Source organism: Micromonospora sp. C51, assembly GCF_018070435.1.
GTDB lineage: Bacteria > Actinomycetota > Actinomycetes > Mycobacteriales > Micromonosporaceae > Micromonospora > Micromonospora sediminimaris.
Genome location: NZ_JAGPXQ010000047.1, coordinates 18,122 through 43,455, shown reverse-complemented (window position 1 = coordinate 43,455; position 25,334 = coordinate 18,122). Strand labels below are relative to the sequence as shown.

The 25,334-nt window shown below is 69.6% G+C and carries 15 protein-coding genes; 6 read left to right on the top strand and 9 right to left on the bottom strand.

Annotated elements, in window-relative coordinates:
* Positions 1 to 492 precede the first annotated feature (492 nt).
* A complete protein-coding gene (locus KBX50_RS28565) occupies positions 493 to 672 on the bottom strand; it encodes a DUF397 domain-containing protein (protein WP_210940973.1) in 180 nt (59 codons plus the stop codon).
* 4 nt (positions 673 to 676) lie between these two features.
* Positions 677 to 1,558 (bottom strand): helix-turn-helix transcriptional regulator, encoded by an 882-nt coding sequence (locus tag KBX50_RS28560; RefSeq protein ID WP_210940970.1) that lies wholly within the window; start codon positions 1,556 to 1,558, stop codon positions 677 to 679.
* 204 nt (positions 1,559 to 1,762) lie between these two features.
* Between KBX50_RS28560 and KBX50_RS28555 the strand changes: the two genes are divergently transcribed.
* Entirely contained in the window at positions 1,763 to 2,017 is a 255-nt protein-coding gene (locus KBX50_RS28555) for a hypothetical protein (protein WP_210940969.1), read from the top strand.
* Positions 2,014 to 2,259, top strand: a complete 246-nt coding sequence (locus tag KBX50_RS28550; protein ID WP_210940968.1) for a DivIVA domain-containing protein — start codon at positions 2,014 to 2,016, stop codon at positions 2,257 to 2,259. Before KBX50_RS28555 ends, KBX50_RS28550 begins: the two co-directional genes overlap by 4 nt.
* Positions 2,260 to 2,515: 256 nt before the next feature.
* Here the strand turns inward: KBX50_RS28550 and KBX50_RS28545 are convergent, their stop codons facing one another.
* The 3 genes from KBX50_RS28545 to KBX50_RS28535 form a co-directional block, all read right to left on the bottom strand.
* Positions 2,516 to 4,258: a hypothetical protein gene (locus KBX50_RS28545; protein ID WP_210940967.1), complete on the bottom strand. Its 1,743-nt coding sequence runs from the start codon at positions 4,256 to 4,258 to the stop codon at positions 2,516 to 2,518.
* Positions 4,259 to 4,463: 205 nt separating this feature from the next.
* The gene (locus tag KBX50_RS28540; RefSeq protein ID WP_210940966.1) at positions 4,464 to 4,916 is read right to left on the bottom strand and encodes a hypothetical protein; all 453 of its coding nucleotides are present in this window, start codon (positions 4,914 to 4,916) and stop codon (positions 4,464 to 4,466) included.
* 33 nt (positions 4,917 to 4,949) lie between these two features.
* A complete protein-coding gene (locus KBX50_RS28535) occupies positions 4,950 to 12,746 on the bottom strand; it encodes a ricin-type beta-trefoil lectin domain protein (protein WP_210940965.1) in 7,797 nt (2,598 codons plus the stop codon).
* Positions 12,747 to 13,191: 445 nt separating this feature from the next.
* On the opposite strand from KBX50_RS28535, the gene KBX50_RS28530 reads away from it, so the two are divergent.
* The 3 genes from KBX50_RS28530 to KBX50_RS28520 all read left to right on the top strand — a co-directional run bounded on the left by KBX50_RS28530 (position 13,192) and on the right by KBX50_RS28520 (position 19,102).
* The gene (locus tag KBX50_RS28530; RefSeq protein WP_210940964.1) at positions 13,192 to 16,380 is read left to right on the top strand and encodes a DNRLRE domain-containing protein; all 3,189 of its coding nucleotides are present in this window, start codon (positions 13,192 to 13,194) and stop codon (positions 16,378 to 16,380) included.
* 177 nt (positions 16,381 to 16,557) lie between these two features.
* The gene (locus KBX50_RS28525; RefSeq protein WP_210940963.1) at positions 16,558 to 17,436 is read left to right on the top strand and encodes a YhjD/YihY/BrkB family envelope integrity protein; all 879 of its coding nucleotides are present in this window, start codon (positions 16,558 to 16,560) and stop codon (positions 17,434 to 17,436) included.
* A 67-nt stretch (positions 17,437 to 17,503) separates the two neighbouring features.
* Positions 17,504 to 19,102, top strand: a complete 1,599-nt coding sequence (locus KBX50_RS28520) for an NAD(P)/FAD-dependent oxidoreductase (protein WP_210940962.1) — start codon at positions 17,504 to 17,506, stop codon at positions 19,100 to 19,102.
* An 8-nt stretch (positions 19,103 to 19,110) separates the two neighbouring features.
* Here the strand turns inward: KBX50_RS28520 and KBX50_RS28515 are convergent, their stop codons facing one another.
* Entirely contained in the window at positions 19,111 to 20,694 is a 1,584-nt protein-coding gene (locus tag KBX50_RS28515; protein WP_210940961.1) for a Rieske 2Fe-2S domain-containing protein, read from the bottom strand.
* A gap of 190 nt (positions 20,695 to 20,884) precedes the next feature.
* Between KBX50_RS28515 and KBX50_RS28510 the strand changes: the two genes are divergently transcribed.
* Complete coding sequence (locus tag KBX50_RS28510) at positions 20,885 to 21,106, top strand: DUF2631 domain-containing protein (protein WP_210830984.1); 222 nt, start codon at positions 20,885 to 20,887, stop codon at positions 21,104 to 21,106.
* Positions 21,107 to 21,253: 147 nt separating this feature from the next.
* Here the strand turns inward: KBX50_RS28510 and KBX50_RS28505 are convergent, their stop codons facing one another.
* The 3 genes from KBX50_RS28505 to KBX50_RS28495 form a co-directional block, all read right to left on the bottom strand.
* Positions 21,254 to 22,363: a DivIVA domain-containing protein gene (locus KBX50_RS28505; RefSeq protein ID WP_210940960.1), complete on the bottom strand. Its 1,110-nt coding sequence runs from the start codon at positions 22,361 to 22,363 to the stop codon at positions 21,254 to 21,256.
* A gap of 31 nt (positions 22,364 to 22,394) precedes the next feature.
* The gene (rlmN, locus tag KBX50_RS28500; protein WP_210940959.1) at positions 22,395 to 23,546 is read right to left on the bottom strand and encodes a 23S rRNA (adenine(2503)-C(2))-methyltransferase RlmN; all 1,152 of its coding nucleotides are present in this window, start codon (positions 23,544 to 23,546) and stop codon (positions 22,395 to 22,397) included.
* A 104-nt stretch (positions 23,547 to 23,650) separates the two neighbouring features.
* Positions 23,651 to 25,087, bottom strand: a complete 1,437-nt coding sequence (locus tag KBX50_RS28495; RefSeq protein ID WP_210940958.1) for a phosphatidate cytidylyltransferase — start codon at positions 25,085 to 25,087, stop codon at positions 23,651 to 23,653.
* Positions 25,088 to 25,334: the final 247 nt, after the last annotated feature.

The following is a 25,334-nucleotide window of genomic DNA, read 5'->3' as shown; positions in this document are numbered from 1 at the left end:
GAGCAGGTTCAAGACATGCCGCCGAGAAGCCATGCCAGGCACCATGTACCAGCCCGCCCAAGATCCCTACCAACTGACACATGTATCGGGACTTCATCACTGACAGATGTCATGGGACTGAATAGTTAATTGCGAACGGAAACTGTCCAAGATTTCGTCGGATACGTCGAGCGGGCGGCGGACAGGCCGTCGAGGCCGGTGAGCGCGAACTACGCGCCGCGTGGTCCTCGGCTATTGCCTGGCTGGGAACCGCCGCGATGGTGAGCAGCGCCAGCAGCAGGTGGATGGCGTGCGGACGACCAGGAGCGACGCTAAGGGTGAGCGACCTTGAGCAGCGCGACGGCTTGGTGCGGTGAAATGACAAAGGCCGTGCCGTAGGTCCAACAGCTCCACCGAACCGGTTTCCTGATCGTGCTTTGACCGGCCCGGCACTGCGAAGACGTGGCCCGGTGCCGACCGGGTTCGGTCGGCACCGGGCGGGTCATGCCAGGTTCAGGCGTGGGGGGCGAACCGGCCCGCGCGGGTGGCGGCGACGAACCGGGTCCAGCTCGTCGCGGCGAAGCTCAGCTCCGCGCCCTGCCGGTCCCTGCTGTCGCGTACGCCGACCGCTTCAGCGAAACCCGCCACCTCGACGCATTCGCCGCTGCCGGACCGGGACGACGTGCGCCACACTCCGTCACGTCTCATGGGTCATCTCCTTCGCGATCGCCGTGACCAGCTCACGGGAGTCATCGACATCGAGCGCCCGCTCGCCGAGCGAGCGCCAAACTTCCTCGTAGGTCCGGATCTCGTGCGGCTTGTCAAGGTAGACCGCGCCGCACGGACCGTCCATGTAGATCGTGGTCGGCTCCGGTTCCCGCACGTCGGTGGGAAAATCGAGCATGGTGAAGGTGCCCGTGTCGGCCGAGCGGAACAGCCCGGCGGCCAACGGAAGCACCCGGATCTTGATGTTGTGCTGTCGACCCGCCACCACCAGCGCGTCGAGTTGCCGGGCCATCGCGAGCCGGTCACGCAGCGGCCGACGTAGCACCGCCTCGCTGAGAATCACGTCGTAGTAGGGCGCGCGGGGCACCGCCCGAGCCAGCAGACGTTGTCTGCGCAGTCGAACATCTACCTTGAGCTGCTGTTCCGCCCGGGACAGATCCGGATGGTTCGTCGCGATGACCTCGGTCATGTACTCGACCGTCTGCAACAGGCCGGGTACCAGGTCGGCCTCGTACTTTCGGATCTTTGTGGCGGCGGCCTCCAGGCCGACGTACAGCTTGAACCAGTCCTCGATCGCCTCGCCGTAGCTGTGCCACCAGCCGTGCGCCTTGGTCTCCCGGGCCAGCGACCGCATGGTCTGGATGGTTTCGGGGGTCGCGCCGTACACCCGGCACATGGCCTCCACGTCGTTCGGGTGCATGGGGACCTGGCCGGTTTCGTACCGCCAGATTCGCGGCGTCGACCATTCCAGTTCCTTCGCAGCCGCGACCACAGTTACGTGCGCGTTTTCGCGAAGTTCTCTCAAATACCTGCCGAGTTGCCTACGCGGGACGGTGCTTCCCGGGTCGTCCACGTCATCTCCTCTGCTGTTGTCGCGTAAGGCACCTCATCCCTTGATTCGCATTCTCGCGCAAAAGATTGCGCCAGGCCAGTAGTGAAATGACCATCGTGGATGACCAGCCAATCCCCCTGGCAGGTCACGGCCGGAGCGGACGCTTCCCACGAACCTCATCCCGGCGTCCGCTCCGGCCCCGCGACCATTCCACAGAGGAGGATCATGGATTCGATCGACGAAGCCCTCGGCGAGATTCCGCTGCCTCCCTACATCACCGCCGAAGATGTCACATTCGCGCTCCGGGCGATAAGCGTGCACGCCGCACAGCAATGGCCCGACGGCCAACGCTGCCGCAACGACCGGGCACCCCATCCCTGCCGCCTGCACCGGTGGGGCCGCCGCATCCTCACCATGCGCGGCCTCACCGATCAGGAAATCCAGACGATGCTCGCCGAGCAGGAAGCCGCCCGCCCATGATCTACCTGTCCGGGGAGCGCCCACTTCCCCAGCACGTCCGCGTCGCCACCTTCGACACCCGTTGGCGCGGCCTCGACCCGGACCAGGTGTACGCCTACCTCAACCGGCTCGCCGACGAGCTGGAACGCCTGCACCGCGAGCTGACCACCGCCAACACCGAAGCCGAACGCATCCGCCAGGCGCTGCGCCAGTGGCAGTCCCGTCAGGCCGCCCACCGCCACCGCAGTCGCGGGTCTCGATGAACGCACCCCGCTGGGTGATCCACCTACCCACCACCCTGACCAGTTTCGACGAGGCGACCGCGCTCGCCGTGGCCCTCCGCGACTCCCTCGGCCACCTGACGGTCATCGACTTCGGCGAAACCACCCTCAGCGAAGAAGACCACCAAAGCCGGCGTACCCGAGTCTGGTGCGACACCCCACTCGACGGCCCCGGGCGCTGCCGCCGCCCCGACGCACACCCGGGCACCTGCGCGGCAATGAGCCGTCGAGCACCCGATCAGGCGGTTCGCGGCGCGTCAGCAGTCTCCGGCCACGGTGGGTCGGGTGGCGTCCACGGCGGTGTGCCTGCCGATGAGGACCCTCGTGTCGGCACCCGGCGTATGGCGTAGCGGATGGCCCACGGCATGCCGACAACCATCACGACCACCGCGACGATCGGCACGACGACCACCGCCGCACGTTGCGGAGGCCAACCGGTAAGCAGACGTAGCAGCAACGGCAGTGGCACCATCGCCCCGGCGAGGATGCCCGCGACACAGATCCGGCCGGTCAGGGCCGGCAACGGCTCCGTGACGTTGCCGAAGAGCACGGCAAAGCCCGCCGGCACCGCCGTCATCCCTACGATCAGCGCCACCACGAGGACCGATCCCACTGCGTCGTCCGAGGTCGCGCCACGCAACGCGTAGGGGACGTACAGCGCGAGCGCCAGGAGACCGAGCGCGCCGCCAACGGCGGCAAGTGGAATCACGAACCAGCCGTACCGCCGCGCCAGCAACGTGGCGCAGCCGGCAAGCACCACCAGGCTTCCCACCGCGACCGACAGCGGTACGGCGACCCGCAAGCCGACGGTGACGGTCGCCTCGGCGACACCCGGGATCGGTGTCGCGGGTTGCTCGTGCCGGAAGCCGTCACCGGCAACTGTGCCGAACCCGATGCGCTCCCAGCGGCCCGCGGTGTCGCGGCGGGCAACGCCGTCCCGACCGTTTGCCACCAGCACGGCCACTCCACCGTCCGGCTGATCCCGCACCAGCAACGCGCGAGACGACAGGTACTCATCAGCATCACGCAAACCAGGTATCGCCGTCGCCAGGCGCTGCCGGGCGTCCTCGTCGACCTGCCAGGCGACGCGCCAGCTGGCCCCACCGTCCCGGCTTTCCTGCACCGCCAGGCGGCGCGGCACGATCCGGAAACAGTGCCCCGGATCCCGCGCCGAACAGTCCTCTCCCGACGCGACTGGCGGCGGCTGCTTCGAGAACAGCTCGTAGCCGCCCTCCGGCAGCTCCGAGAACGTCGGTCCGTCGTCCGCGCCGATCCACCACGTGTAGGGCTCCCGGGAGTCGTGATAGGCGTTGCCGATGCCGACCACAGCGACGCCCTGCCACTCGTACAAGGCGACAGCGTCGTCGTACTGGGGAGCGGAGGTGGCCGCGACGCCCAGCCCGGCGACCGGCAACACCACCAGCACCGACACCATCCGCAGCCAGCGCGCCAGGGTCGGGCGGGCCGCCGCCGAGCGCCACGTCCACCAGGCCAGGCCCAGCGCCGGCAGCGTCAGCAGGTCCGTGCCGTCGGCCAGGATCACCGACGGTCCGTTCACCACGCTCCACACCGCGGACGCCGTGGCCGCCCCCTCCGGAGTGGCCTTCACCGCCGTGAATCCCACCCCAACGATGAAAATCGAGACGGCCGCCAGCAGGTCGGCCGGCGCGACGCCCGGCCCAGGACCAGGACCAGGCCGAGCAACCCTGCCCGTACGCCGCAACACTGGCAGTCGACCGCACCCGGCCAGCAGCAGCACCAGTACGACGGCCAGCAACGGTGGTGCCATCACCAGCCCGGCGGCGTCGCTGAGCTTTCCCGTCAACCAGCCGGGATAGGCCGCCTTGAGCACGTGGTCGTTGAGGATCAGCAGCGCGGTGGCCGCCACCGTCACCGGATGAACCAGCCAGGTCAGGAAGCTGTCGATCGCCCCGCCGCCCGAGCGGCCTACGCCTGGTCCGTGCTGCCGTGACCCGTCCATGCTGCCCCCGTGATGCTGCAAGCAGTTGCGCCTTCACGGTCGACCCTGCGGATAACACTCCAGCCTCGCCCGAGCCTCAAACCCGCATCCGTACCCTGGCGAACCGGACCGGCGGTGCGGCTGCCAAGGGCGGGGGTGGCCACGTCGAGCCGCTTCCGAATCTCCTGCGGCTATCGTCCTCACCTACAACAGCCAGGCAAAGGCGTTAATCGATTCGCCACGGGCTTCCTAAGTCCGCTAAAGACTCACCCATGCGGCTACAGACTTCCGATACCGCCTGCCGGAGTGTGCCAAGAAGAGCCCGATACGACTCGTCGAAATCTTCCCGATCGTCCATGCGGGCGACATCCTCAAGTCTTTTCCATGCCTCATAAACGCGCCAAAGAATCTCCATGCTAAACGACCGAATCTCGGCCAATTCCCGGCCGGTCGGTTTACTTTTCCCGGCACCCCTCGCATACCAGACGTTCATTCGCGCATCGGCCGCGAGATAAAGCCCCAAAACTTCAACAACGTCGTTGCCGATGGTTGGCGCAGGAAGCATCAGCATTGCCAGGTTGGACACCGGGGCGCTGTCTGGCACCTTAAGCTCTGACGGCGGGGACCGCACCGGCGGAAAGTCCGGTCCATAGAACTTCTCCCAAGCCTCGCTCACCATGAAGCTCCTTCAGCCCAACCCAGCCCATCAAAATCAGCCCCCAACCACACGGAATTCGCCGCCCACCTTGTTCCATAGCCAGGTCATCGCCTCATCCGCCGTGTTCGGCGCGTCGTAATGGCCACCCGCGCGTAGCGCACATGCTACATACGTAACACAGTTATTTGTCGCCATGTTGTAACGACCGGCATCTCCCTGAGCAGTTCGACGGCGCACGAAGTCCCTTGCGATCTCTGGATCAGGAAGTGAAAGATCCAGAATCCTCGTTCCCGGGTGCACCGAACCAGAGAAGTTCTGAACAGTGGCATGGTTAAATCCAACCAGCTCGGTGTGCAGGTCGAATGACTCCCCGTCAACCTCTCCGAGAATACGGATTGATGCATGCCCCGTAGGACCTTCATGCGGATCCAGGTATACCTCCGCGCGACCGCCGCAGTTGTGGACCAGAACCGGTGTGCCACCGGCTACCACATAGTACGTGTGGGTGTTGGCGACGGTTAGGTTGTGGACGATGGCGCGGGGGACGCTCCAGCGGTCAATGGCGGTGATCTGGACGTAGGTGCCGGCGCTGGTTCGGAGCCATTGTCCAGGCTGGAGGTCGGTGGCGTCGATCCACTCGCCCAGCTCGGGCACCCAGAACGGGTGGCCGTCGGTGGCGGTGACCTCGGCATTTTCGCTGCCTTGGTCGCCGTCGGTGTCGATGACGACCTTCACCAGGTCCTTGACACCGTCGCCGGTGATCGCGGCGGTGACCGTGTCCACCTCGGTACGACCGGTCTCCGGATCGGTGACCACCACCCTGTCGCCGGGCTTGACGTCCTCGATCGCCTTGGTTGAGCCGTCGGCCATGAGCACCCTCGTGCCCGGCACGAAGCTGTTGCGGATGGGGCAGGATTCACCACCCGACGAACCCGCATCACTGCCGCTGGAGCCGCCGTTGCTGCGGTTGGAGGCACCCGAGGAGCCGCCCGGCTTCGAGTCGCCCTTGCCACCGCCACCGCTACCGCCCTTGCCGCCGGCGCCGCCGGAGGCTGCCGACGAGCCCTTCGGGTTGGACTTGGCCTGGGCTTCCTTCTGCGGGCCGTTACCCGTCTTCTTCGCCGACTGGGTCGCCTTGTTGCTTGTCGAGTTGACCTTGTCGGCGGCCTTCTTCTTCGCCGCCTGGGCAGCCTTCTTGGCCCGTTCGATGGCGAGCTTCTTCGCCTGCAACGCGGCGGCCTCGGCAGCTCGTGCCGCTGCCAGCACCGCCTCGGCGGCCCGTTTCGCGGCCTGCCATGCCTGGATCGCGTTGATCGTACGGTTGACCGCCCGGATCACCGCCGGGATCTTGGCGACCTTTGTCCAGGGGATGGCGTTGAGGATGAGGCTGCCGCACGCCCACATGTCACCGCCGAAGCAGTTCAGGGCGTCGTTGATGCCAATGAACTCCTTGAGGATGTACCACGCCGAATCCAGGATGACCGAGATCAGCGAGCGGCCCATGTTGGCCTGCGCCTGAGCGATCATCGCCGACGACAAGCCTGCACCAGCCAGCGCCGCCGCCGTCTCCGACGCGGTCAACGCCACCGACAGGCCCGACGGGTCGGAGTGGGTGACCGGGTTGTTGTGGGCGTACGTGAAGCCGTTGTTCTGCACCGGGTCGCTCAGGTCCAGCACCGGGTCCGCGGAGAGGAACCGACCCACCTCCGGGTCGTACAGCCGGGCACCCAACGGTACGAAGCCCGACGTGTCGTCGCGGACCGCGCCGAGGAAGCCCCGGTTGGTCTGGAGATTGGCCGGTGTGTCGGCGATCCGCTGGTTGCCGAACGGATCCTGCTTACGGATCCGGATCTGCATACCGTTGGCGAGGGCCACCTCGGCGGACGGGCTGCCCTGGTGGTCGCTGGCAACGGCCACCAGGTTGGATCCGGTGCTGGTGCCGTAGGCGTACCGCGTCACCATCCCGCCCGGCGTGGCGTAGCTACGCTGGGTGTTGAGCAGCATCCCGCCGCTCTGCACCGAGACCTGGGCGTCGCCGAGGTCGAGGGTGGCCTGCTGCCCCTGGATCTTCAGCAGGCGGGTGCCGCCCGGCCCGTAGATGTGCCGCGTCTCGTCCTGTGCCTCCCACAACTGCTCGGGAGCACCACCGGCGCAGGCCGCGAGCACGATCGGCGTTGAGTCGGCGATGGCGGCGTCCTGCACCGCCAGGCACAGGCCGGAGGCGGAATGCTTCAACTGCCCCGTCGACAGCCGCTCCAGTTGCTGCGCCGCCGTGCCGTCACACCGTTGCAGGCGCAACGCCGACCCGGCGGTGGTGCCGGCCGGCTGGGCGCACCAGGAGTCGAAAATCGACAGGGCGCCCAGGTTGGCGTTGGTCTGCTCCGGCGCCGGGACGAAGGCCCACTTCTGCGCGATGGTCGCGTTGCACGTGTACAGCTGGATGGGTCGGTTCGGCTCGGCCAGGCTGGAACTCAGGTCTATGCACTTGCTCGCCAGACCCATGTACGCGGTGCGGCCCTTGGTGCCGGAGCCGGTGATCCGCTCGACCTGGCCGTCGTACGTCCAGGACAGCTCCTGCTGGTCCCCGTTGCGGGTGGAGGTGACCGACTTCGTCTCGCCGGTCAGCTCGTACAGCCGCTTCGCCTCGGAGACGATGGCCGCGCCCTGCGGCGTGGTGTAGGTCTTGGTGACGGCGTCGAGGGTGCGCGGCTGGTCGCCCTCCTCGGTGCCGTAGCCGTACCCGTAGGTGGTCTCGATCGGGCCGGTGGAGGTGCGGCCGGTCAGGTCCCGCTCGACCAGCTTGGTCCGGTTGCCGAGCAGGTCGTATTCGTACTCCTGCCAGTAGCCGGTGCCGTCGACCCCCGCCGCCGCGTTCGGTGCCGTCGCGGTGCCCGGACCGGCGCTGCACGACGCCTGGTCCTGGGAGGTCCAGGCGTTGCGAAGCTGGCCGAGCGGGTCGTAGGTGAAGCACTGCCGCTCGGCGATGGTGGTGGCGTGTTCGCGGATCGAGGTGACGTTGCCGGCGTCGTCGTAGCCGTAGGAACGGTTCGAGACGAGGTGGTTGCCGGTGACCTCGCGGAACACCTGCTGTCGGGTGAGGGCGCCGCTGGCGTCGTCGTACGAGGCCATGGTCCACACCCGGTACGGGTGTGCGCCCAGGGTGGAGCGCAGCACCTGCCCGTACGGCGAGTAGACCGTTTCCGAGCCGTACCAGTCCTTGCCGGAGACCGACAGCGGCAGGCCGTCCTTGGTGTAGCGGACCAGCAGCTTCTCGCTGGGCAGCGAGCCGACCGCCGGCAGCGTCGCCGACTCGGTCAGACCGGTGTCGGTGTACGTGTAGTCGTAGCGGTACTCCCGGTTCAGACCCCAGGTGGTGGCGATCGACTCGGGGAGCGTCAACGTGGTCGAGGTCGGCTGGTAGTCCTCGGTGTAGCCGCCGACCGACTGGGTGTACGGCAGGCCGTCGGTGTACCGGGTCGACGTCGCCGGCAGACCCTTACCGCCGGCCACCGTGTCGTAGGTGTACTCGGCCAGCAGTTCACCGCCGCTGCCACCGAGCCGCTGCTGGGTGGGGCGGGACAGTTCGTCGTACCCGTTCCAGACCGTGATGCCACGGGCGTTGGTGCTGGTCAGCGGCCGGTCCCGGTGGTCGTACGTCATGGTGGTGGCGCCGGTGTCCGGGTCGGTGGTCCGGGTCAGCCGGCCGCGCTGGTCGTACGTCCAGGTCCACGGGACCGGGTTGGCCGAGTGGGTGGCCTCGGCGAGCTGCCCCCGCGCGTCGTACTCGTAGCGCATGGAGGTGAAGTCGGTGCGAGCGGCGTCGCGGAAGGTGTCGACCCGCGTGGTGCGGCCGAGACCGTCGGTGTGGAGCCGGTACGAGGCCGCGCCCGCCGGGTTGATGACTGTGGAGTGGTCGAGGCCGTAGCTGTACCGGGTGGCGCGGCTCGGGTACTCCGTGCCGTTGAGCAGTGGCAGTTCCTCGACCACCCGGCCGAGCCCGTCGTAGGTGTAGCGGGTGGCGTTGGGCACCACCGTGTCCGACTCGGGCGTGAAGAGCCGACCGATCGGCGAGCCCTCGGCGAAGTAGGCGTTGTTGGTCTGCCAGACCTCGCCGGCCGAGTTGTAGAGCGTGTCGGTGATCAGCCGCCCGCCACCGGTCGCCTCCACCTGGGACTGCCGTTCCCGGCCGAGCCCGTCGTAGATGGTGACCGAGGTCTGGATCCGGTCCTCGTGGCCCCGAGCGAAGGTGGTGACGTACGGCGGCTTGCGGATGCTCTCGCCGGGGTTCTCCGGGTCGGGCACGATCGCCGGGAGGGCGTACTCGGCACGGAAGTCGGGCACCAGCGCCGGCGACGGGGTACGCCCCGCGCCCCACGCCTCGACGAGGCGGCCGAGCGCGTCGTACTCCGCGTGGCTGACCTGGTTGTTCGGGTCGGTGGTCTTGAGGGTGACCGCGCGGCCCGGATCCAGTTCGCGGGTCTGCTTGTGCCCGAGGGAGTTCTCTTCGCTCACCGCGTACGCCTGGCCGCTGGCCGGGGTGTAGGTGATCCGGGAGACCTTGTTGTCCGGGTCGGTGCGGGTCAGCACCCGGCCGATGGCGTCGAAGGTGGTGGTGCCGTCGTTCTGGAAGCCGGAGCCGTCCGCCTTCAGCGACCAGGTCTGGGTGGCCAGGCCCCGGGTGGTGCTCGGCAGGGCGGCACCGTAGGCGGCGCCGTCGTAGCCGACCCGGCCGGCGGAGGAGAGCGTCGTCAGGTCGTCGAAGTCGGCGGCCGCACAGGTCGTCGGGCTGCTGCGGATCTGCCTGGTGAGGCCGATGAGGTTCTTGTCGGTGCGGTGCGTGTACTCGACGAACGTGCAGGACTCGTCACCGGATTTGCCGGTGTCACCGAGTGACTCGATCCGTTCCGGCAGGCCGTGGGTGCTCTCGTAGGTGGTCTTGGTCTCGACCGTGCGCAGCGTGCGGGTGTCGTCGCCGGTGCCGGAGGACCGGGACACCGCCTTCTGCCGCGTGTCGGTGACCCGCCACGCCTTCAACGGGTCGAGCCCGTCGTCCCGGTCGCGGGAGGCGAGTTCGGTAGCCGTGGGGTAGGTGACGCTACGGGTGAGCCAGTTGGCGTCCGGGTCGCTGGCCTTGGCGTACGTCAACTCCTCGGCGACCCGGCCGGCGAACGGCTCCCGGTCCTTGGCGATCTCCTCGCCGGTGCCCACGTTGTCCTTCACGGACACGCTGTCGCCCATACCCCGGAAGTAGCGGGTGACCGACTTGGTCTGCTCGCTGCCCAGTTCCGCGATGGGTGGCCCGGTGAGCACGGTGACCTGCTCGAAGCCGGCGAACTGGGAGTAGGTGCGGCGGGACTTCTTGCTGAACTCCGGCTCGGCGAGACGCCAGCCGGCGTTGTCGTACGCGTACGTGGTGAGGGTGGAGGAGGCGGCGCCGTCGATGGCGGGCAGTTCCTCGACGGACTCCACCACGTACTTGTGGAACCAGTCGATGACGTCGTCCTTGGCCGGATCCGGGTGCCAGAAGTTGGGGAAGCAGAGCCGGGTGTTGGCCTTCAGCTCGGCGGTGTCGTCCTTGCCGGGCAGGCCGGAGCCGGTGGCGCAGGAGCCGGTGGGTTCCTTGTAGGTGACGACCGTCTCGCCGCCGTACTCGTTGATCACCCGCGCGACGCGCAGCCGGGAGAAGCTGGGCCGGTTGTCGTTGCGCACCCGGTTGGGCATGTCCTCCGGGTTGTGGGCGAAGCGCACCGGGTTGAGCGCGACCTTGTCGCCGTCGACGCCGTACCCGGTCCGCTGGATCGACTCCAGCCACAGGGCGGTGTTGGGGCCGGTCAGCAGGGTCGGGAAGGACTGGGTGAGCTGGTACTCGTCGACCTTCTGCAAGCTGGTGGAGCCGCTGCGCCGCTGCGCCCAGGTGGTGATCTTGTCGAGCCGCTTGCGGGTGAAGAACGACGGTGAGGCGTTCCAGCACTTCCGGCCCGAGATGCAGTTCAGGTCTGCCGGGGTGTCGTACCAGATGCGGTAGTCGTGCGGGATCTGGCTGTTGAAGTTCGACTCGGAGCAGGTCTGGGAGCCCTCCGCGAAGCAGCGCTCCGCCACGTCGAAGCTGACCCGGGCCAGCGGTGCGGTGCCGTAGACGTTGTTGCTGCGCTGCCCGTAGTCGATGCGGGTCAGGTAGCCGCCACGGTCGTACTTCACCGGGGACTTGAAGTTGAAGTTCCGCGCGTAGCGGTTCTCCTCCTTGGCCCACCACAGGCTCATCACGTTGCCGTGGATGTCCTCGACGTAGTCCAGCGACCACCGCCACGCCTGGGTGCAGGCCGAATCGGCCCAGTCGCCGGCCTGGTAGCAGTCCTCACCGGAGTGGTTGCCGTAGACCGGTGCGGTGAGCACCGAGTTGGTGACCGGCTGGCCGGTGGTCCAGCCGGGCAGGCGGTGCCGGCCGAAGTGGTAGCGGGTGCCGTCCCTGGTGGTGACGACCCAGTACTCACCGTCGGCGTCACCGTTGTCCAGGCCGGTGTCCTTGAGCAGCTGCACCTTGGACCCGTCGCCGTTGGCGGTGGTCCAGGTTCCGGTGCTGTCGTCCCGGACCAGCTCGGTGGTCATCCCGCCGAGGGAGAGGGTGGCGTTCTTCGACCCCCAGCAGAGGTCCGCGGTCCGGTGCTCGCTGTTGTTCGAGCCGGGCTTCTTGGAGTCCTGCCGGCAGTTGACGTAGGTGCGGGTGATCGCGCCGGCTGCGTAGTCCCAGCCGTCGCCGATCCAGGAAGCCTGGTTGTTGGTGGCCGAGGTGCGCCCGTCCACCGACTGCGACGAGTACGACAGCGCCACCTTCGGCGTCAGGCCGCCGGCCGTCTCGGGCACCTGCACCTGGTACGAGTAGGTGAACGCGCCCGAGGAGGAACCCGCCGCCCAGGATCCGGAGAACAGCAGCGGGGTGGCGGTGAAGTCGCCGGAAGCCGACGCGCCGGTGTCGAGTACCCCGACGACGTTGGCGTCCGCCGCGCTGGACTGGGCCCCGAACGCGGATCGGCCGGCGACCGCGCTGTCGGTCCCGACCAGCGACCCGACCGGCACGCTGCCGGTGACGATCCGGCGGTCACCGGCCCCCTCGTCGACGCCCGCGATCGCGGCGCTGCGGGCGGACGCCCCGGCGACCGGGAGGATCTCCACCTCACTGGAGACGGCCTGGCCGGTGACACCGGCCGGTTCGGTGGACTGGACGCCCGCGCCACCGTCGGCGCAGTCGCCGCCGTCCGGGTCGTCGAAGACGCAGTCCGGCAGCAGGACGACGCCGAACCGGTCGGCGGCCTGTGGTCCGTAGAAGTCGGCGAAGGGCGTGTAGTCGACGCTGAGGGCGACCTCGGCCGTGGGGTCCGCGGTGGCCGGCGGAGTGATCTTCATGATCAGGCCGGCGACCCCGACGTCGTGCGACGCCTCGGGGGCGGCCAGATCCACCGCCCAGGTGCCGGCGAGGGCGGCAGGGTCACCGCCTTCCGGTACGCCGAGGGCGACCGGCAGGTCGTCGACCGGCAACGCCTCACCGGCGGCGACCCCGGTCAGGTCCACCGTTCCGCTGTCCTCGTCCCAGGCGTCCACTGCGGACGGCTCGTACGGGTCGAGTGGCTCCGGCTCGTCGGTGAGCAGGTCGGTCACGGCCTGCTCGTTGGGCGCGATCTGCTCCACCTCCGGGATCTCCGGAAGGTCGATCGCGCCACGGCTCATGCCCGGGCCCGGCACCGCGAAGGCCGGGGCGGGCAGGGCCGTGACCGTCATGGTCATGGACAGCGCCAGGATGAACGCCGTACGGGCGGGACGCCCCCGCCGCCGGGCCAGCAAACCGGTACCAGGCATGCGCGTCGACTCCCACCCAGGCGTGAAGACGAAAAGGAGGTTCGCGGAAGAACCGCGAGGACACGTGCCGGATCGGCACGTGCGTGAGCACTCTCCGTCAGGGCAGATCAGAGCTCAAGGTCACATACGGTGATCTTCCATATGTGAATGTGATCCACGTCACGCCGTAAACGCCGCAGGGGATCGTGAAACGCAAGCAACTCGACTGGATGGCCAATTCGGCTATGTCCGACAAGCGATGCCGGCAAACCCACCCACACAAGATCGAACTCCGGCGTACCGGTCAATGATCAGAAAGTAAACATCACGAATCGGTAACGTTGACGGGATAGACGAGATGCCCTGGTGACGTGCGATCGTGTGCCCGCGTTTCTGCCCCTCGGCCCGGCTGACGGGGCGGGTTTCGCGACCTTCCTGTCCGCCCGGCCCACGGGAGTAGACCGCCGTGACAGCGCCTCGCCTGCTCAGCCCGTTCATGCGTACGCGCACCCGGCTGATCTGCACCATGGGTCTCCTGCTGGTCGCCGTCATCGCGGCGTCCCTGCCGTGGTGGCCGGGAATCGACGGAGGCGACAGTCGGCCGGGGGTCGTCACCGAGGCCGCCCCGGCGTCGAAGCCACCGCTCGACGAGGCGACCGCGATGGCCGAGGCGCTCCGCACGGGTACCGAGGTGCTCGTCGAGACCGCGACCACGGCCACGTCGCTCACCTGGGCGTTGCCGGCCGGGCAGTGGCGCACCACCACCCACGCCATCCCCCAGCGGGCCAGGAACGCCACCGGGCAGTGGGCGCCGATCGACCTCACCTTGACCCACGACGCCGACGCACCGGACGGCCTCGGCGTCCGCCCGGTCAACCCGCCCACCCCGGTGCGGTTCTTCGGCGGCGCGACGCGACCCGACGCCACGCCGTCCACGAGCCCTTCCGTCCAGGCGATGCGCCTGGTCGCCCGCACCGAAGTGGACACACCCCTCGCCGAGGTCGAGATCGACGGTCACACCGTCACCTACCTGTGGCCCGGTGAGCTGCCGGAGCCGGTGCTCGACGGCCCGCGCCTGCTCTATCCCGAGGTTCGGCCCGGCGTCGATCTGCTGGTGGTCGCCCGCGACGAGGGCGGATTCGGGCAGCTGCTGATCGTCAAGAACCGGGACAGCGCCACCATCGAGGCGGTCCGGTCCCTCACCTACGTCCTGCGATCCCCGACGGCGATCTTCCGCCACGACCAGGAGACCGGCAGCGTGCAGATTCTCGACGCCGCGAGCCAGGTCGAGATCGCCTCGATGCCCACCCCGTTCGCCTGGGACTCTGCCGGCCAGGACCCGACGTCGCCCCAGCCGGCCCTGCGCACCGCCGTCGCCACCACCGCCGACGTGCTGAACCTCTCCGGGCTGAACGGGGTGGAGGCGGGCGCCCGGCACGCCCCGATGCCGATCAGCCTCGACGGCGACGGCAGCGGTGACGTAAGACTGCACCTGGACGTCGCCGCCACCGGCCTGCTCGCCGACGCGGACGCGATGTTTCCGCTCTTCCTCGACCCGACGCTGCGCAGCGGCACACTGGCCTGGGCGACGGTCTACAAGCAGCACCCGAGCACCAACACCTGGAACGGCACCAACTTCAACTCCGGCAGCACCGACGCCCGGGTCGGTTACGAGGAGCGGACTCCGCTGACCGCCCGCTCCTTCTGGCGCATGGGCTTCAAGAGCAGCATGAAGGGCGCGACGGTCGAGTCGGCCACGTTCAAGGTGTTCAACAACCATTCCTGGAACTGCACCGCGCGCCAGATGGAGGTGTGGCGCACCGGCTCCATCTCCTCCGCCACCACCTGGAAGAAGCAGCCGAGCTGGGTCGAGGTGCAGCAGAAGAAGTCGTTCGCCTTCGGCTACGGAAGCAGTTGCGCCGACGACTACGTCAGCTTCGACGTGAAGAAGATCGCCCAGAACGGTGCCGACGGCGGTTGGTCGAACGTGACCCTCGGCATGCGGGCGACAAGTGAAGGCGACACGCTGACCTGGCGCAGGTTCAAGGTCAGCAGCACCGAGCTGACGGTTGTCTACAACACGCCGCCAAGGGAACCGACGGACGGCGAGAGCGTACCCGGCGGCGACTGCGTACCCGGCCCCGGCGGTGGTGTCACCATCGCACGCACCAATCTTGAGCTGCGCGCAAAAGCCAGCGACCCCGACAACAACCTGAAGGCGCTGCGCTTCCGCTTCTGGAAGACCGGCTCGACCGTCCCGTCAGGCACGGTGGTCACCGCCGACTCCAACGGCATCGGCAAACTCCAGGTGCCGTCCAGCAGTCTGGAGGACAAGGCCACCTACTCCTGGGACGTACGTGCCGAGGACCACTCGGATGCCACGTCGAGCTACTTCCCGCCTGGCACCGATCCCTGCCGACTGACCATCGACGCTTCGGCGCCGCCCGCGCCCACCGTGACGAGCGACGTGTTCCCGCGGGCCACCCCGGACGGCGCGACCTGGGCGACCGTGCACTTCGGCGAGACGGGAGCCGTCAGCTTCAGCGCCGCCGGCGCCACCCAGTTCAGCTACTCGTTCGAGAGCCAGGACACCAGGTACGTGCCGGCCGTCAACGGCGCAGCCGTGGTACCGGACCTGAAGCCGCGACACGCCGGCCCCACCACCCTGCTCGTGTACGCCTACGACGCGGTCGGCAACCGCAGCGCCAGGACGGACTATGCCATCTACGTGCCGCCGCGCGCCGCAGGTGACGGCCCCGGCGACACCGGCGGCGACGGCATACCCGACCTGATCCTCGTTGACAACGAGGGCAAGCTGCGCACGTACGCGGGCGACCGCGAGCCCGAAGGGACCGGGCCCAACAACGGTGAGTTGTACGGCTGGCTGTACTCCTCGTACGACAGCGCCGGTGCCCTGAACCCGCCCGGTCACTGGTGGAACCCGACCACCGGCCAGGCCGCGTTGATCACCAAGCACTCCGACGCGTACCCGGGTGACGGCATCACCGACCTGTTCGCCCGTACCCCCGACGGCGGTTTCTGGCTCTATCCCGGTGACGGGTACGGCAGCTTCAACGTGGACCATCGGCTCCGCGTCATGCTCCCGGCCAACGCGCCGAACCCGTCGACCTGGACCCAGATCAAGGCGGTCGGCGACATCACCGGCGACAAACGGCCCGACCTGGCGCTACGCTCCGGCCCGGAGTTCTGGGTGCTGTCCGGGTACACCGGGGCCGCCTTTGCGGAGGCGACCCTGATGAACCACGACGCCTGGGCGCGCCGCGATGTCGTCAACATCATCGACATCGACATCGACGGGACACCCGACCTGCTCTGGCGGAACCTGGACAACGGCAACATGTACGTCCGGCACGGTCTGCCCGGTGCGGTGTCCGGCAGCGTCAGCCTCGACTCGCTGAAGCTGGCCAACAACTCCCGCGACGGTGACGTCCGCTACGGCACGTCGTGGACCGAGGCGGCCATCGGCGTCGTCATCAGCATTCCCGACGTCAACCGCGACGGGGTGCCCGACATGTGGGTCCGGTACGAGTCGAACGGCAACATGCACATCTACCACCCGTCGAAGACCGACACAGGGCAATCGAAGAAGGTCGTCCTCTCCGCCGACTGGCGACTGTACCGGGCATTCGGCTGACCGAACCGAACGGCGACGGGCCTGAGCAGCCGCATCCCTGCCAGGCCCGTCGCCGGGCGCCTTCTCGCTACCTCACGGCCCGGTCCACCGAACAGACCCGACCGCTGATCCGTCGGCCGGGTGCGACCCGCGCAACGGGGACGGTTGCCGGCGGGGATGACGGGGAAATGAAGCGCGATGGGCGGTGCGTGGGAGCGGACGAGGCGGATCACCAGGGCGGCGTTCCGCCCGGTCCGTGGCCGGGATCTGTCGCTGCACGCCGCCTCGATCACGTTCTACGGTGCGATCGCCGTGGTGCCGGTGGCCCTGCTGGCGATCTGGCTCACCTCGCTGCTGGCGGGAGCGTCCCAGGTTCGGCGGCTCACCGGGTACGCCGTGGAGGCCCTGCCGGACGCGATCGGTGCGCCGCACGCGGTGGCCGCACTTGTCGAGGCCGGGGTCGGCCTGACGCCGTGGCTGGCGCTGGCCGCGCTGCTGCCGGCGTCGCTGTACGGCGAAGGGCTGCGCCGGGCGTTCGTCTCGGTCGCCGCGCCCCGCTCCGACGAACACCTGATCGGCTGGCGGGGCCGGCTGTTGCTGCTGCCGCTGCTGGCGCCGGCCCCGGCGCTGCTGCTGTCGATCCTGCTGGCCCTGCCGACCACCACCGGGCTGGTCCGGCGCGGCGGTTGGGCCGGCGCGCTGGGGGTGGTGCTGTCGTTCCTGGCGGTGTGGCTGGTGCTCACGCCGGTGCTGATGTGGGTGTTCCGGGTGGTCGGCCCGGCCTCGCCGGACTGGCTCTCCACGCTGGGGATGGGCTCGTTCACCGCGGCGAACCTGTCCGGCTTCCTGCACGGTTTCGTGCTCTTCGCCTCGTTGCCACTGGACCTGGGCGTGCCCTTCGGTGGGCTGGACGAGGTGGGTTCCGCAGTGGCGATCCTGCTCTGGCTCTACCTGTTCCACGTGATCGTGCTGGCCGGCTACTCCGCCACCCTGGCCCTCTCCTCCTGGCGCACCCGCCGCTCCAGCCCTGTTGATCATGAGGTTAGCGGCACCAATGAAGATCAAGACCGCCGCTAACCTCATGATCGACGAGGTCGGGGGCAGGGCCGGGCGGTGGGGGGCGGATAGGGGTTAGGGTGCGGGGATGGTGGGTGGTGAGGTGCCGGGGCGGGCGGACGTCGTCGTCGTGGGGGCGGGGCACAACGGGTTGGTGTCGGCGATCCTGCTGGCTCGGACCGGGTTGGACGTGCTGGTGCTGGAGGCCGCCGAGGTGATCGGCGGGGCGACCCGCACCGAGAACCCGTTCCCCAAGGTGCCGGGGCTGCGTCACTCCACCGGGTCGTACCTGCTCGGGCTGATGCCGCCGGAGCTGCTGGCCGCGCTCGACGTCCGCATCCCGGTGCTGCGCCGCGACCCGCACTACTTCCTGCCCACCCCCGGCGGGGTCGGCTCGCCGTACCTGCTCTTCGGCACCGACACGGAGGCCACCCGGGCGCAGCTCGCCGAATTCTTCTCCCCCGCCGACGCCGCCGCCGACGAGGCGTTGCAGGCCGAGCTGGCCGCGTTGCGCGAGGACCTCGCCCCGGCCTGGCTGGCCGAGCCGCTCAGCGCCGAGGAGACCGCCGAACGCTACGTCCGTCCCGCGCTGCGCCAGGTCTTCATCGACCTGGTACGCGGCTCCGTCGCCGACTACCTGGCCCGCTTCGACTTCCGCTCCGAGCTGCTGGTCAGCATGTACGCGGTCACCGACGGCCTGTCCGGGCTCAACGCCGGCCCCGACGACCCCGGCACCGGGCACAACTTCCTGGTGCACAACATGTGCCGGCTGCCCGGTTCGGGCGGCACCTGGATGATCGCCGAAGGCGGCATGGGTACCGTGTCGCGGATCTTCGCCGACGCGGCCCGGGCTTCCGGCGCCCGGATCGTCACCGGTGCCCCGGTCGCCGCGATCACCCTCGACGGAGGTGTTGCCCGGGGCGTGGTGCTCGCCGACGGCCGCCAGATCGACGCCGAGGTGGTGCTCGGCGCCTGCGACCCGTACCGGCTGATGGAGCTGCTGCCCGAGGGCGCGCTGCCGACCACGCTCAGCGGACGGATGGCGGCGGTCCGGCGCACCGGCAGCACCCTCAAGCTGAACCTGGCGCTGCGTGGCCTGCCCCGCTTCTCCTGCCTGCCCGAGGGCGCGCCGAGCCCGTTCGGCTCGACGATCCACCTGCTGCCCGGCTCGGCGACGCTGGCCGGCGGGACCGGCGAGTCACCGATGGCGGCGCTGCGCGCCATGTGGGCGGACGTGCGGGCCGGACGGCTGCCGCAGGAGCCGACCATCGAGTGGTACCTGCACACCACCGTCGACCCGTCGCTGGCCGACCCGGCCGGGCACCACTCGTCGGCGCTGTTCGTGCAGTCCGTGCCGTACGAGTTGGCCGGCACCACCTGGGACGCGGAGCTGCCCGGCTACGTCGACCGGCTGGTCGGGATCTGCGAACGGTACGCCCCCGGCACCGGCGACCTGATCGCCGACGCGGTGCCCCTGCCGCCGCCCGGCATCGAGGCGCACTTCGGCATCACCGGTGGGCACATCCACCACGTCGACAACACCGTCTCGTTCGCCGACCGGATGCCGTACGCCACCGGCGTGGACGGGGTGTACGCGGGCAGCGCCGGCTGTCACCCCGCCGGCAGCGTCATCGGTGCCGCCGGCCACAACGCCGCCCAGCGCATCCTCGCCGACCTCGGTCGGTAGGCGGCGCCTCAGCTCGACGGCTGGGTGACCTCCGCGGCGGGAGCCTCCTCGCCGACCCGGTGCGCGCGGACCTTGTGACCGACGCTGGTCAGGCAGCGCCCGCTGGGCAGGTCGAACCGCCAGCCGTGCAGCTGGCAGGTGAGCTGGTCGCCGTCGACGATGCCGAACCGGCTCAGGTCCGCCTTCAGGTGCGGGCAACGACGCTGCACCACCCAGTCGCCGATGGTGATGTCCTCGGCGTCCACCGCCCGCTCGTGCTCGTCGTACCAGCCCTCGGCGTACTGGAGTCGCTCGGTGGAGAGGCACTTGAAGAAGGCGTACACGAACTCGTTGTACTGCCCGATCCGGGCGGCGGAGAAGCGGCAGGACAGGAAGAGCGAGTTGACCCAGTCCACCTCGCCGATGTGCAGCAGGTGCTCCACAAGCGCCCGCTCGGTGCGGAACCGGTAGCGGACCTTCTCGTCGGCGTACGGCCGCACCTGCTTGCCGGGGAAGTCGACCACGATCGACTCGATGCTCTCGTCGTCGTAGCCGACCAGGTCGAAGCGGACCGGACCGCCGACCCCCTTGGCCAGGTAGATCGACTCGTCGAGCAGCGGCTCGATGCGCCGCTTCAGCTCCTTGAGCACGTCGACCTCGGGGTGCCGCCAGGACGCCTTCTCCGCCTCGATGATCGGCCGCTTACGCTCGCGCATCTCCTCCAGGTGGGCGACCTTGTTGGCGAAGAACTCCTCCACCGGCATCGGGTGGGTGGTCGTGGCCCCGGTGGTGGTGACCTCGGTGACGCTGCCCGGCAGCAGCACGATGCCGTTGGTGCCGCCTACCTTGGCGTACTCGGACAGGAAGACCGACTGGTCGGGGAAGATGTTCCCCTCGTCGCCGAAGATGTCGTTGAACTGCCACAGCTCGTCGTCGAGGAAACACGGCGGGCCGGCGATCGGGAAGACGTGGTCGGCCTTGAGGTCGTCGATGTAACGCCAGGTACGGTCGAACTGCCGATCCCGCTTCTGCTTGCCGAAGGCGGTCTTCGCCGCGTTCGGCAGCTCGTAGACCATCGGATACCAGATCGCGCCGGAGAACTGGAGCAGGTGCGCGTGCACGTGGCCCAACTCGGCGAAGGTGCTCAGGTCGGTCGGGCGGGCGTCGTTCTGGTTGAGCAGCCGGACGCCGTCGTACTCCACCCAGAGCGAGGAGTCACCGATCGGACCGTCGGTCGGGCTGGTCAGCGCCTGGATCATGACCTTGAGGCCGCCGTCCAGCTCGACGACCTCCTCGTTGCGGGTCTTCAGAAAGTTCGTGAAGCCCAGCTCGCGGAACTCGTCCTCCATCTCGGAGGTGGGGAACTCGGGCAGCAGCACGGTCGCCTTCTTCGACACGTAGCGCTTCAGGTGCGCCGCGTCGAAATGGTCCCGGTGCAGGTGGGAGACGTACAGGTAGTCGACGTCACCGAGGGCCTCCCAGTCGAGCTGGGAGTTGTCGGGGAACGGGAACCAGGAGGCGAAGTAGGCCGGATTGACCCACGGGTCGCACAGGATGCTGCCCGCGGGCGTGTCGATCCGCATGCTGGCGTGCCCCGTACCGGTCACTCGCACCGCAGTTCCCCCTCAAAAAGACAATCAAGGTGTACGCCCCAGAACGCTACCGGAGGCAGTCTGGTCCTCGCCCCGCGACGCCGGTAGTGCCCTTCCACCCACCAGAGCGGGGCCCATCGGCCCTGGCCGGAAACCTTCGCGGGGGACGTGCCAGACTAGCCGGAGATCCGTTCGCGAGGAAGGACCGACAGTGGCAGGCAGCGAGCCGGTAACGTCGCCAGACCAGCACAAGCCCGGGCACCGTAAGGCCGGGCGGATCGGCGCGGTGCTCACCGCGTTCGTGCTGCTGGCCATGCTCTGCGGCAACCACGAGGGCAGGGTCGAGAACCTCTGGCTGATCGGCCTGGCCGCGCTGCTGCTGCTCATCGTGATCGGTGACGTGGTGCTGCGCCGTAACGGCCTGCGCTCCTGACGATCTGGTCAGCCCGCAACGGCCTGCGCTGCTGAGCGACCGGGCTCTGCGCGACCTGGCGGCCGACCGCCGCACCCACCTGGGCGAGCAAGCGCGAGGGCCCGCTCTCCGGTTCCCCGGAGGCGGGCCCTCGCGCATCGCTGTCGGTCAGCGGCCGAAGAGGATGTCCTGCACGTTCTTCAGCGCGGCGTCGACCTCGGCCTCGAAGTAGCCGCCCTGCACCAGCCCGAAGCGCAGCGTGTCCAGGTCCTTCGGGTTCACCGGCATCTGGTTGCGCCCGGCCATCCCGCCGAGCAGCGACTCGAAGAACCGGTCCACCTGGTCCGGGTCGTACCCGCTGCCGAAGCGACGGACCTGGAAGCTACGTCGGATCTGGTCCACCCGGTAGAGGTCGCTGCCGGGCGGGCCGGCCATCGGAGGCCCACCCATCGCGGGACCGGCCATCGCGGGCGGGCCGCCCATCGCCGGAGGGCCGCCCATCGGAGGCCCGCCGAGCGCCTGCTGCGGCAGGCCGGGCGGTCCCGCCGGGCCACGCCGCGGGTCCCGGTCCGGCAGCCTGATCTCGGCGGTCATGTCCGTACGGCCGTGCCGACCCGCCTCGAACCCGTCGAAGCGCTGCTCGTCCGGCGGACCGTAGCCGCCGGGACCGTCCGGCGGGCCGTAGCCACCCGGCGCGTCCGGCGGACCGTAGCCGCCCGGGCCGGCGGGCAGTCCACGCGGCGGAGGCCCGCCGTGACCCATGCCGCCGGGAGGACCCATCGGCCCGCCCGGGCCCATCGGTGCGGCGGCGCCACGCGGGCCGTCGTAACCACCCCGGGGAGCGTTGTCGTACCCACCGGCGAAGGCGCCCGTCGGCTCGTCGTAGCGGCCGTAGGGCGGGCCGGCCTGTGCCGGCATCGTCCGGGGCGGCATCGGCGGCTGCGGCACCGGGGACATGCCGCGATCCTCGCGCATGCCGGGGCCCATCCGCTCCATCGGGCCCATCCGGCCATCGCCGCGACCGGACATGCCGCCGCGCTCCTCCAGCTCCGCCAGCTGCCGTTCGACCCGGTCGAGGTGCAGGTCGACCTGCCACTCGTCATAGCCGTTGAAGCGAACCCGGAAGACGACGTCGTGGACCTCCTGCGAGGCCACCGGCGCTCCGACCGGCTGCCCGGCGAGTGTCGCCTCGACCCGGTCCAGGAAGGCGTCCACCTCGTCAACCTTGTATCCCCGGCGGAGCGCCTTACGCCGGAAACGCTGACCCTGACTCGCCACTATGTCTCCTGGTCTCGTTCGCCACGCCCGGTCACGCCGTCATCTCCCCGGCCGGGTCGGTGCCACTGTCCTCCGCGGCGGCCAGCTGCCCACATGCTCCGTCGATCTCGCGACCCCTGGTGTCCCGCACCGTGGTGGACACCCCGGCGTCGCGCAACCGCCGGACGAACTCCCGCTCGACCGGCTTCGGGCTGGCGTCCCAGCGGCTGCCCGGAGTCGGGTTGAGCGGGATCAGGTTCACGTGGGCCAACTTGCCGGCCAGCAGCCGGCCGAGCAGGTCAGCTCGCCACGGCTGGTCGTTCACGTCCTTGATCATCGCGTACTCGATCGACACACGACGGCCCGTGCGGGCCGCGTAGGCCCAGGCGGCGTCCAGCACCTCGGACACCTTCCAGCGCTGGTTGACCGGCACGAGTTCGTCGCGCAGCTCATCATCGGGGGCATGCAGCGACAACGCAAGAGTCACGGAGAGGTCTTCGCTGGCCAGTCGGTGGATGGCCGGCACCAGCCCAACCGTGGAGACGGTGATGTGCCGCTGCGACAGGCCGAGCCCCTCGGGCGGCGGCGCGACCAGGCGGCGGATCGCGGCGATCACCCGGTTGTAGTTCGCCAGCGGCTCCCCCATGCCCATGAAGACCACGTGCGACAGCCTCGGCGGTGACCCCGCGACCTTGCCGGAGGCGGCCACGCCCGCCAGGTAGACCGCCTGGTCGACGATCTCGGCGGTGGAGAGGTTGCGGGTCAGGCCGGCCTGACCGGTCGCGCAGAACGGGCACGCCATGCCGCATCCGGCCTGGCTGGAGATGCAGACGGTGACCCGGTCCGGGTAGCCCATCAGCACGCTCTCCACCAGCGAGCCGTCGTGCAACCGCCACAACGCCTTGCGGGTCGCGCCGTCGTCGCAGGCCAGCTCGCGGACCGGGGTGAGGAGTCGGGGCAGCAGCTGGTCGGCGAGGCGGTCGCGGGACGACGCCGGCAGGTCGGTCATCTGCGCGGGGTCGCGGACCAGCCGGCCGAAGTAGTGGGTGGAGACCTGCCGGGCCCGGAACGCCGACTCGCCCAGCTTCGTGACCAGGTCCTTTCGGCCGTCGAGGTCGAGGTCGGCGAGGTGTTGCGGTGGCATCGCCGCCCGACGTGCGCCAGGCGCGTCCGGGTCGACCGGCATCAGGGGAAGACTCGTCATAGCACGTCCAGTCTGGCACGCCCGGCTCGGAACGCACCCCTGCGGAGGTGCCGGATCCGCTCCCGCCCCGTCCGTGCCCCGGTCCCGCCGGCGTGGGCCATGCCTCAGTTCACCGCCGGAACGAAGACCACGAGCAGCAGGTACGCCGTCGGCACCGCGAACAGGACGGAGTCGAGCCGGTCCATCAGGCCGCCGTGGCCGGGCAGCAGGTTGCTCATGTCCTTCACGCCGAGATCCCGTTTGATCATCGACTCGGCGAGGTCGCCGAGGACCGCGGCGCCGGAGACCGCCATCCCGAACACGGCACCCCACCAGGGTGCCACGTCGAACAGCAGCCAGAGCAGTACGGCACTGCCCAACGCCGCCGCGCCGACCGAGCCGGCAAAGCCCTCCCAGGACTTCTTCGGGCTGATCGTCGGGGCCATCGGCCGCTTGCCGAAGTTGGCACCGGCCGCGTACCCACCGGTGTCGGAGAGCACCACCGCCACCAGCGTCACCAGCACCCGCAGCGCACCATCACCGGGAGACGACGCGAGCAGGGCGGCGAAACCGCCGAGGAACGGTACGTACACCGAGATCAGGGTCGCGGCGGTCATGTCCCGCCGGAGGTTGGCCGTACCGTCGCCGAGCCGCCAGACCAAGGTGCCCGCCACCGTGACCAGGAGGCCGAGCAGGAGCGCGTCCAGCCCGGCGAACCACGCCAGGGTGACGGTGAGCACCCCACCGGCGACCAGCGGCACCAGCGGCACCTCGGCGCCGCCACGACGCACCGCGCGGGACATCTCCCAGATGCCGACGCCGAACGCGGCGGCGAGCACCAGCAGGAACGCCGGGGTGTAGAGGAACAGGGGCAGCAGAACCGCCGCGCCCAGGCCCACGCCGACCGAGATGGCCGCCGGCAGGTTCCGCCCGGCGCGGCTCGCCCCCGACTGGGTGGCCGGCCGGCCGGCACCGGCCCGACGGCGGCCCCGGTGACGCCGGCCCGAGGCGTCCGGCCCGTCGTGCTGTGGTGTCTCGGGGGCTACGTCCCCGGGCGGCACCGCCGCGAGTTGGGTGGTGGGCGCGTCGTCATGGTCCCGCACCGGCGTCAGCTGGGTGGTGGGCGCGTCGCCGTGGTCCCGACCGTCACCCACCCGTACCGGCGCGATCTGCGCGGTGGGCGCGTCGCCGTGGTCCAGGTCGCGGACTCCGTTGCGCCCGTGCGGTGGCTGGTCCCAGCTGGCGGGTCCGCGTCCGTTCCGGCTTTCCTGGGCCGGCCGGTCGCCGACGTACCGGCCGCGTCGATCCGGGTCAGCGTCGTACGGCTCGCCAAACTCGGCACCGGCCGGGCCACCCCGGTCGTCGGGGCGGCGGGCGTAGGGGTGCTCGGCCTGCGGACCCGGTCGGGTGCGCGGGTTGGCGTACAGCTCGGCACCGGGCTGCGGGCCGCGGCCCCACGGACCGGGTTCCACGTCCGGGTCCGGCCAGGGCAGCGAGGTGGGTCGGTCCGGGCGATCCCAGTCACGGGCCTCGGCGCCGCCGTAGGGGTCGAGGTGGGACATCACGCACCAGGGGGGAGCGGTACGAGATCCACCACTTGACGCACAGCCACTACCATCCCCTACCCGCGCGAGGCGCTCCGTCTGATGTGCCGGCCTGTCGGCTGGCCGATCCCCACCGTTCACCGTCGGGTCACCGGGAATCGTGCCGAGCCTACTGCACCCGTCCGCCCGGCAGGACGTACCGGTGTCCGCTCCCACCTCCTTGATCATGAAGTTGTCACCACGCCACGCCGGTGGCGAGGACATC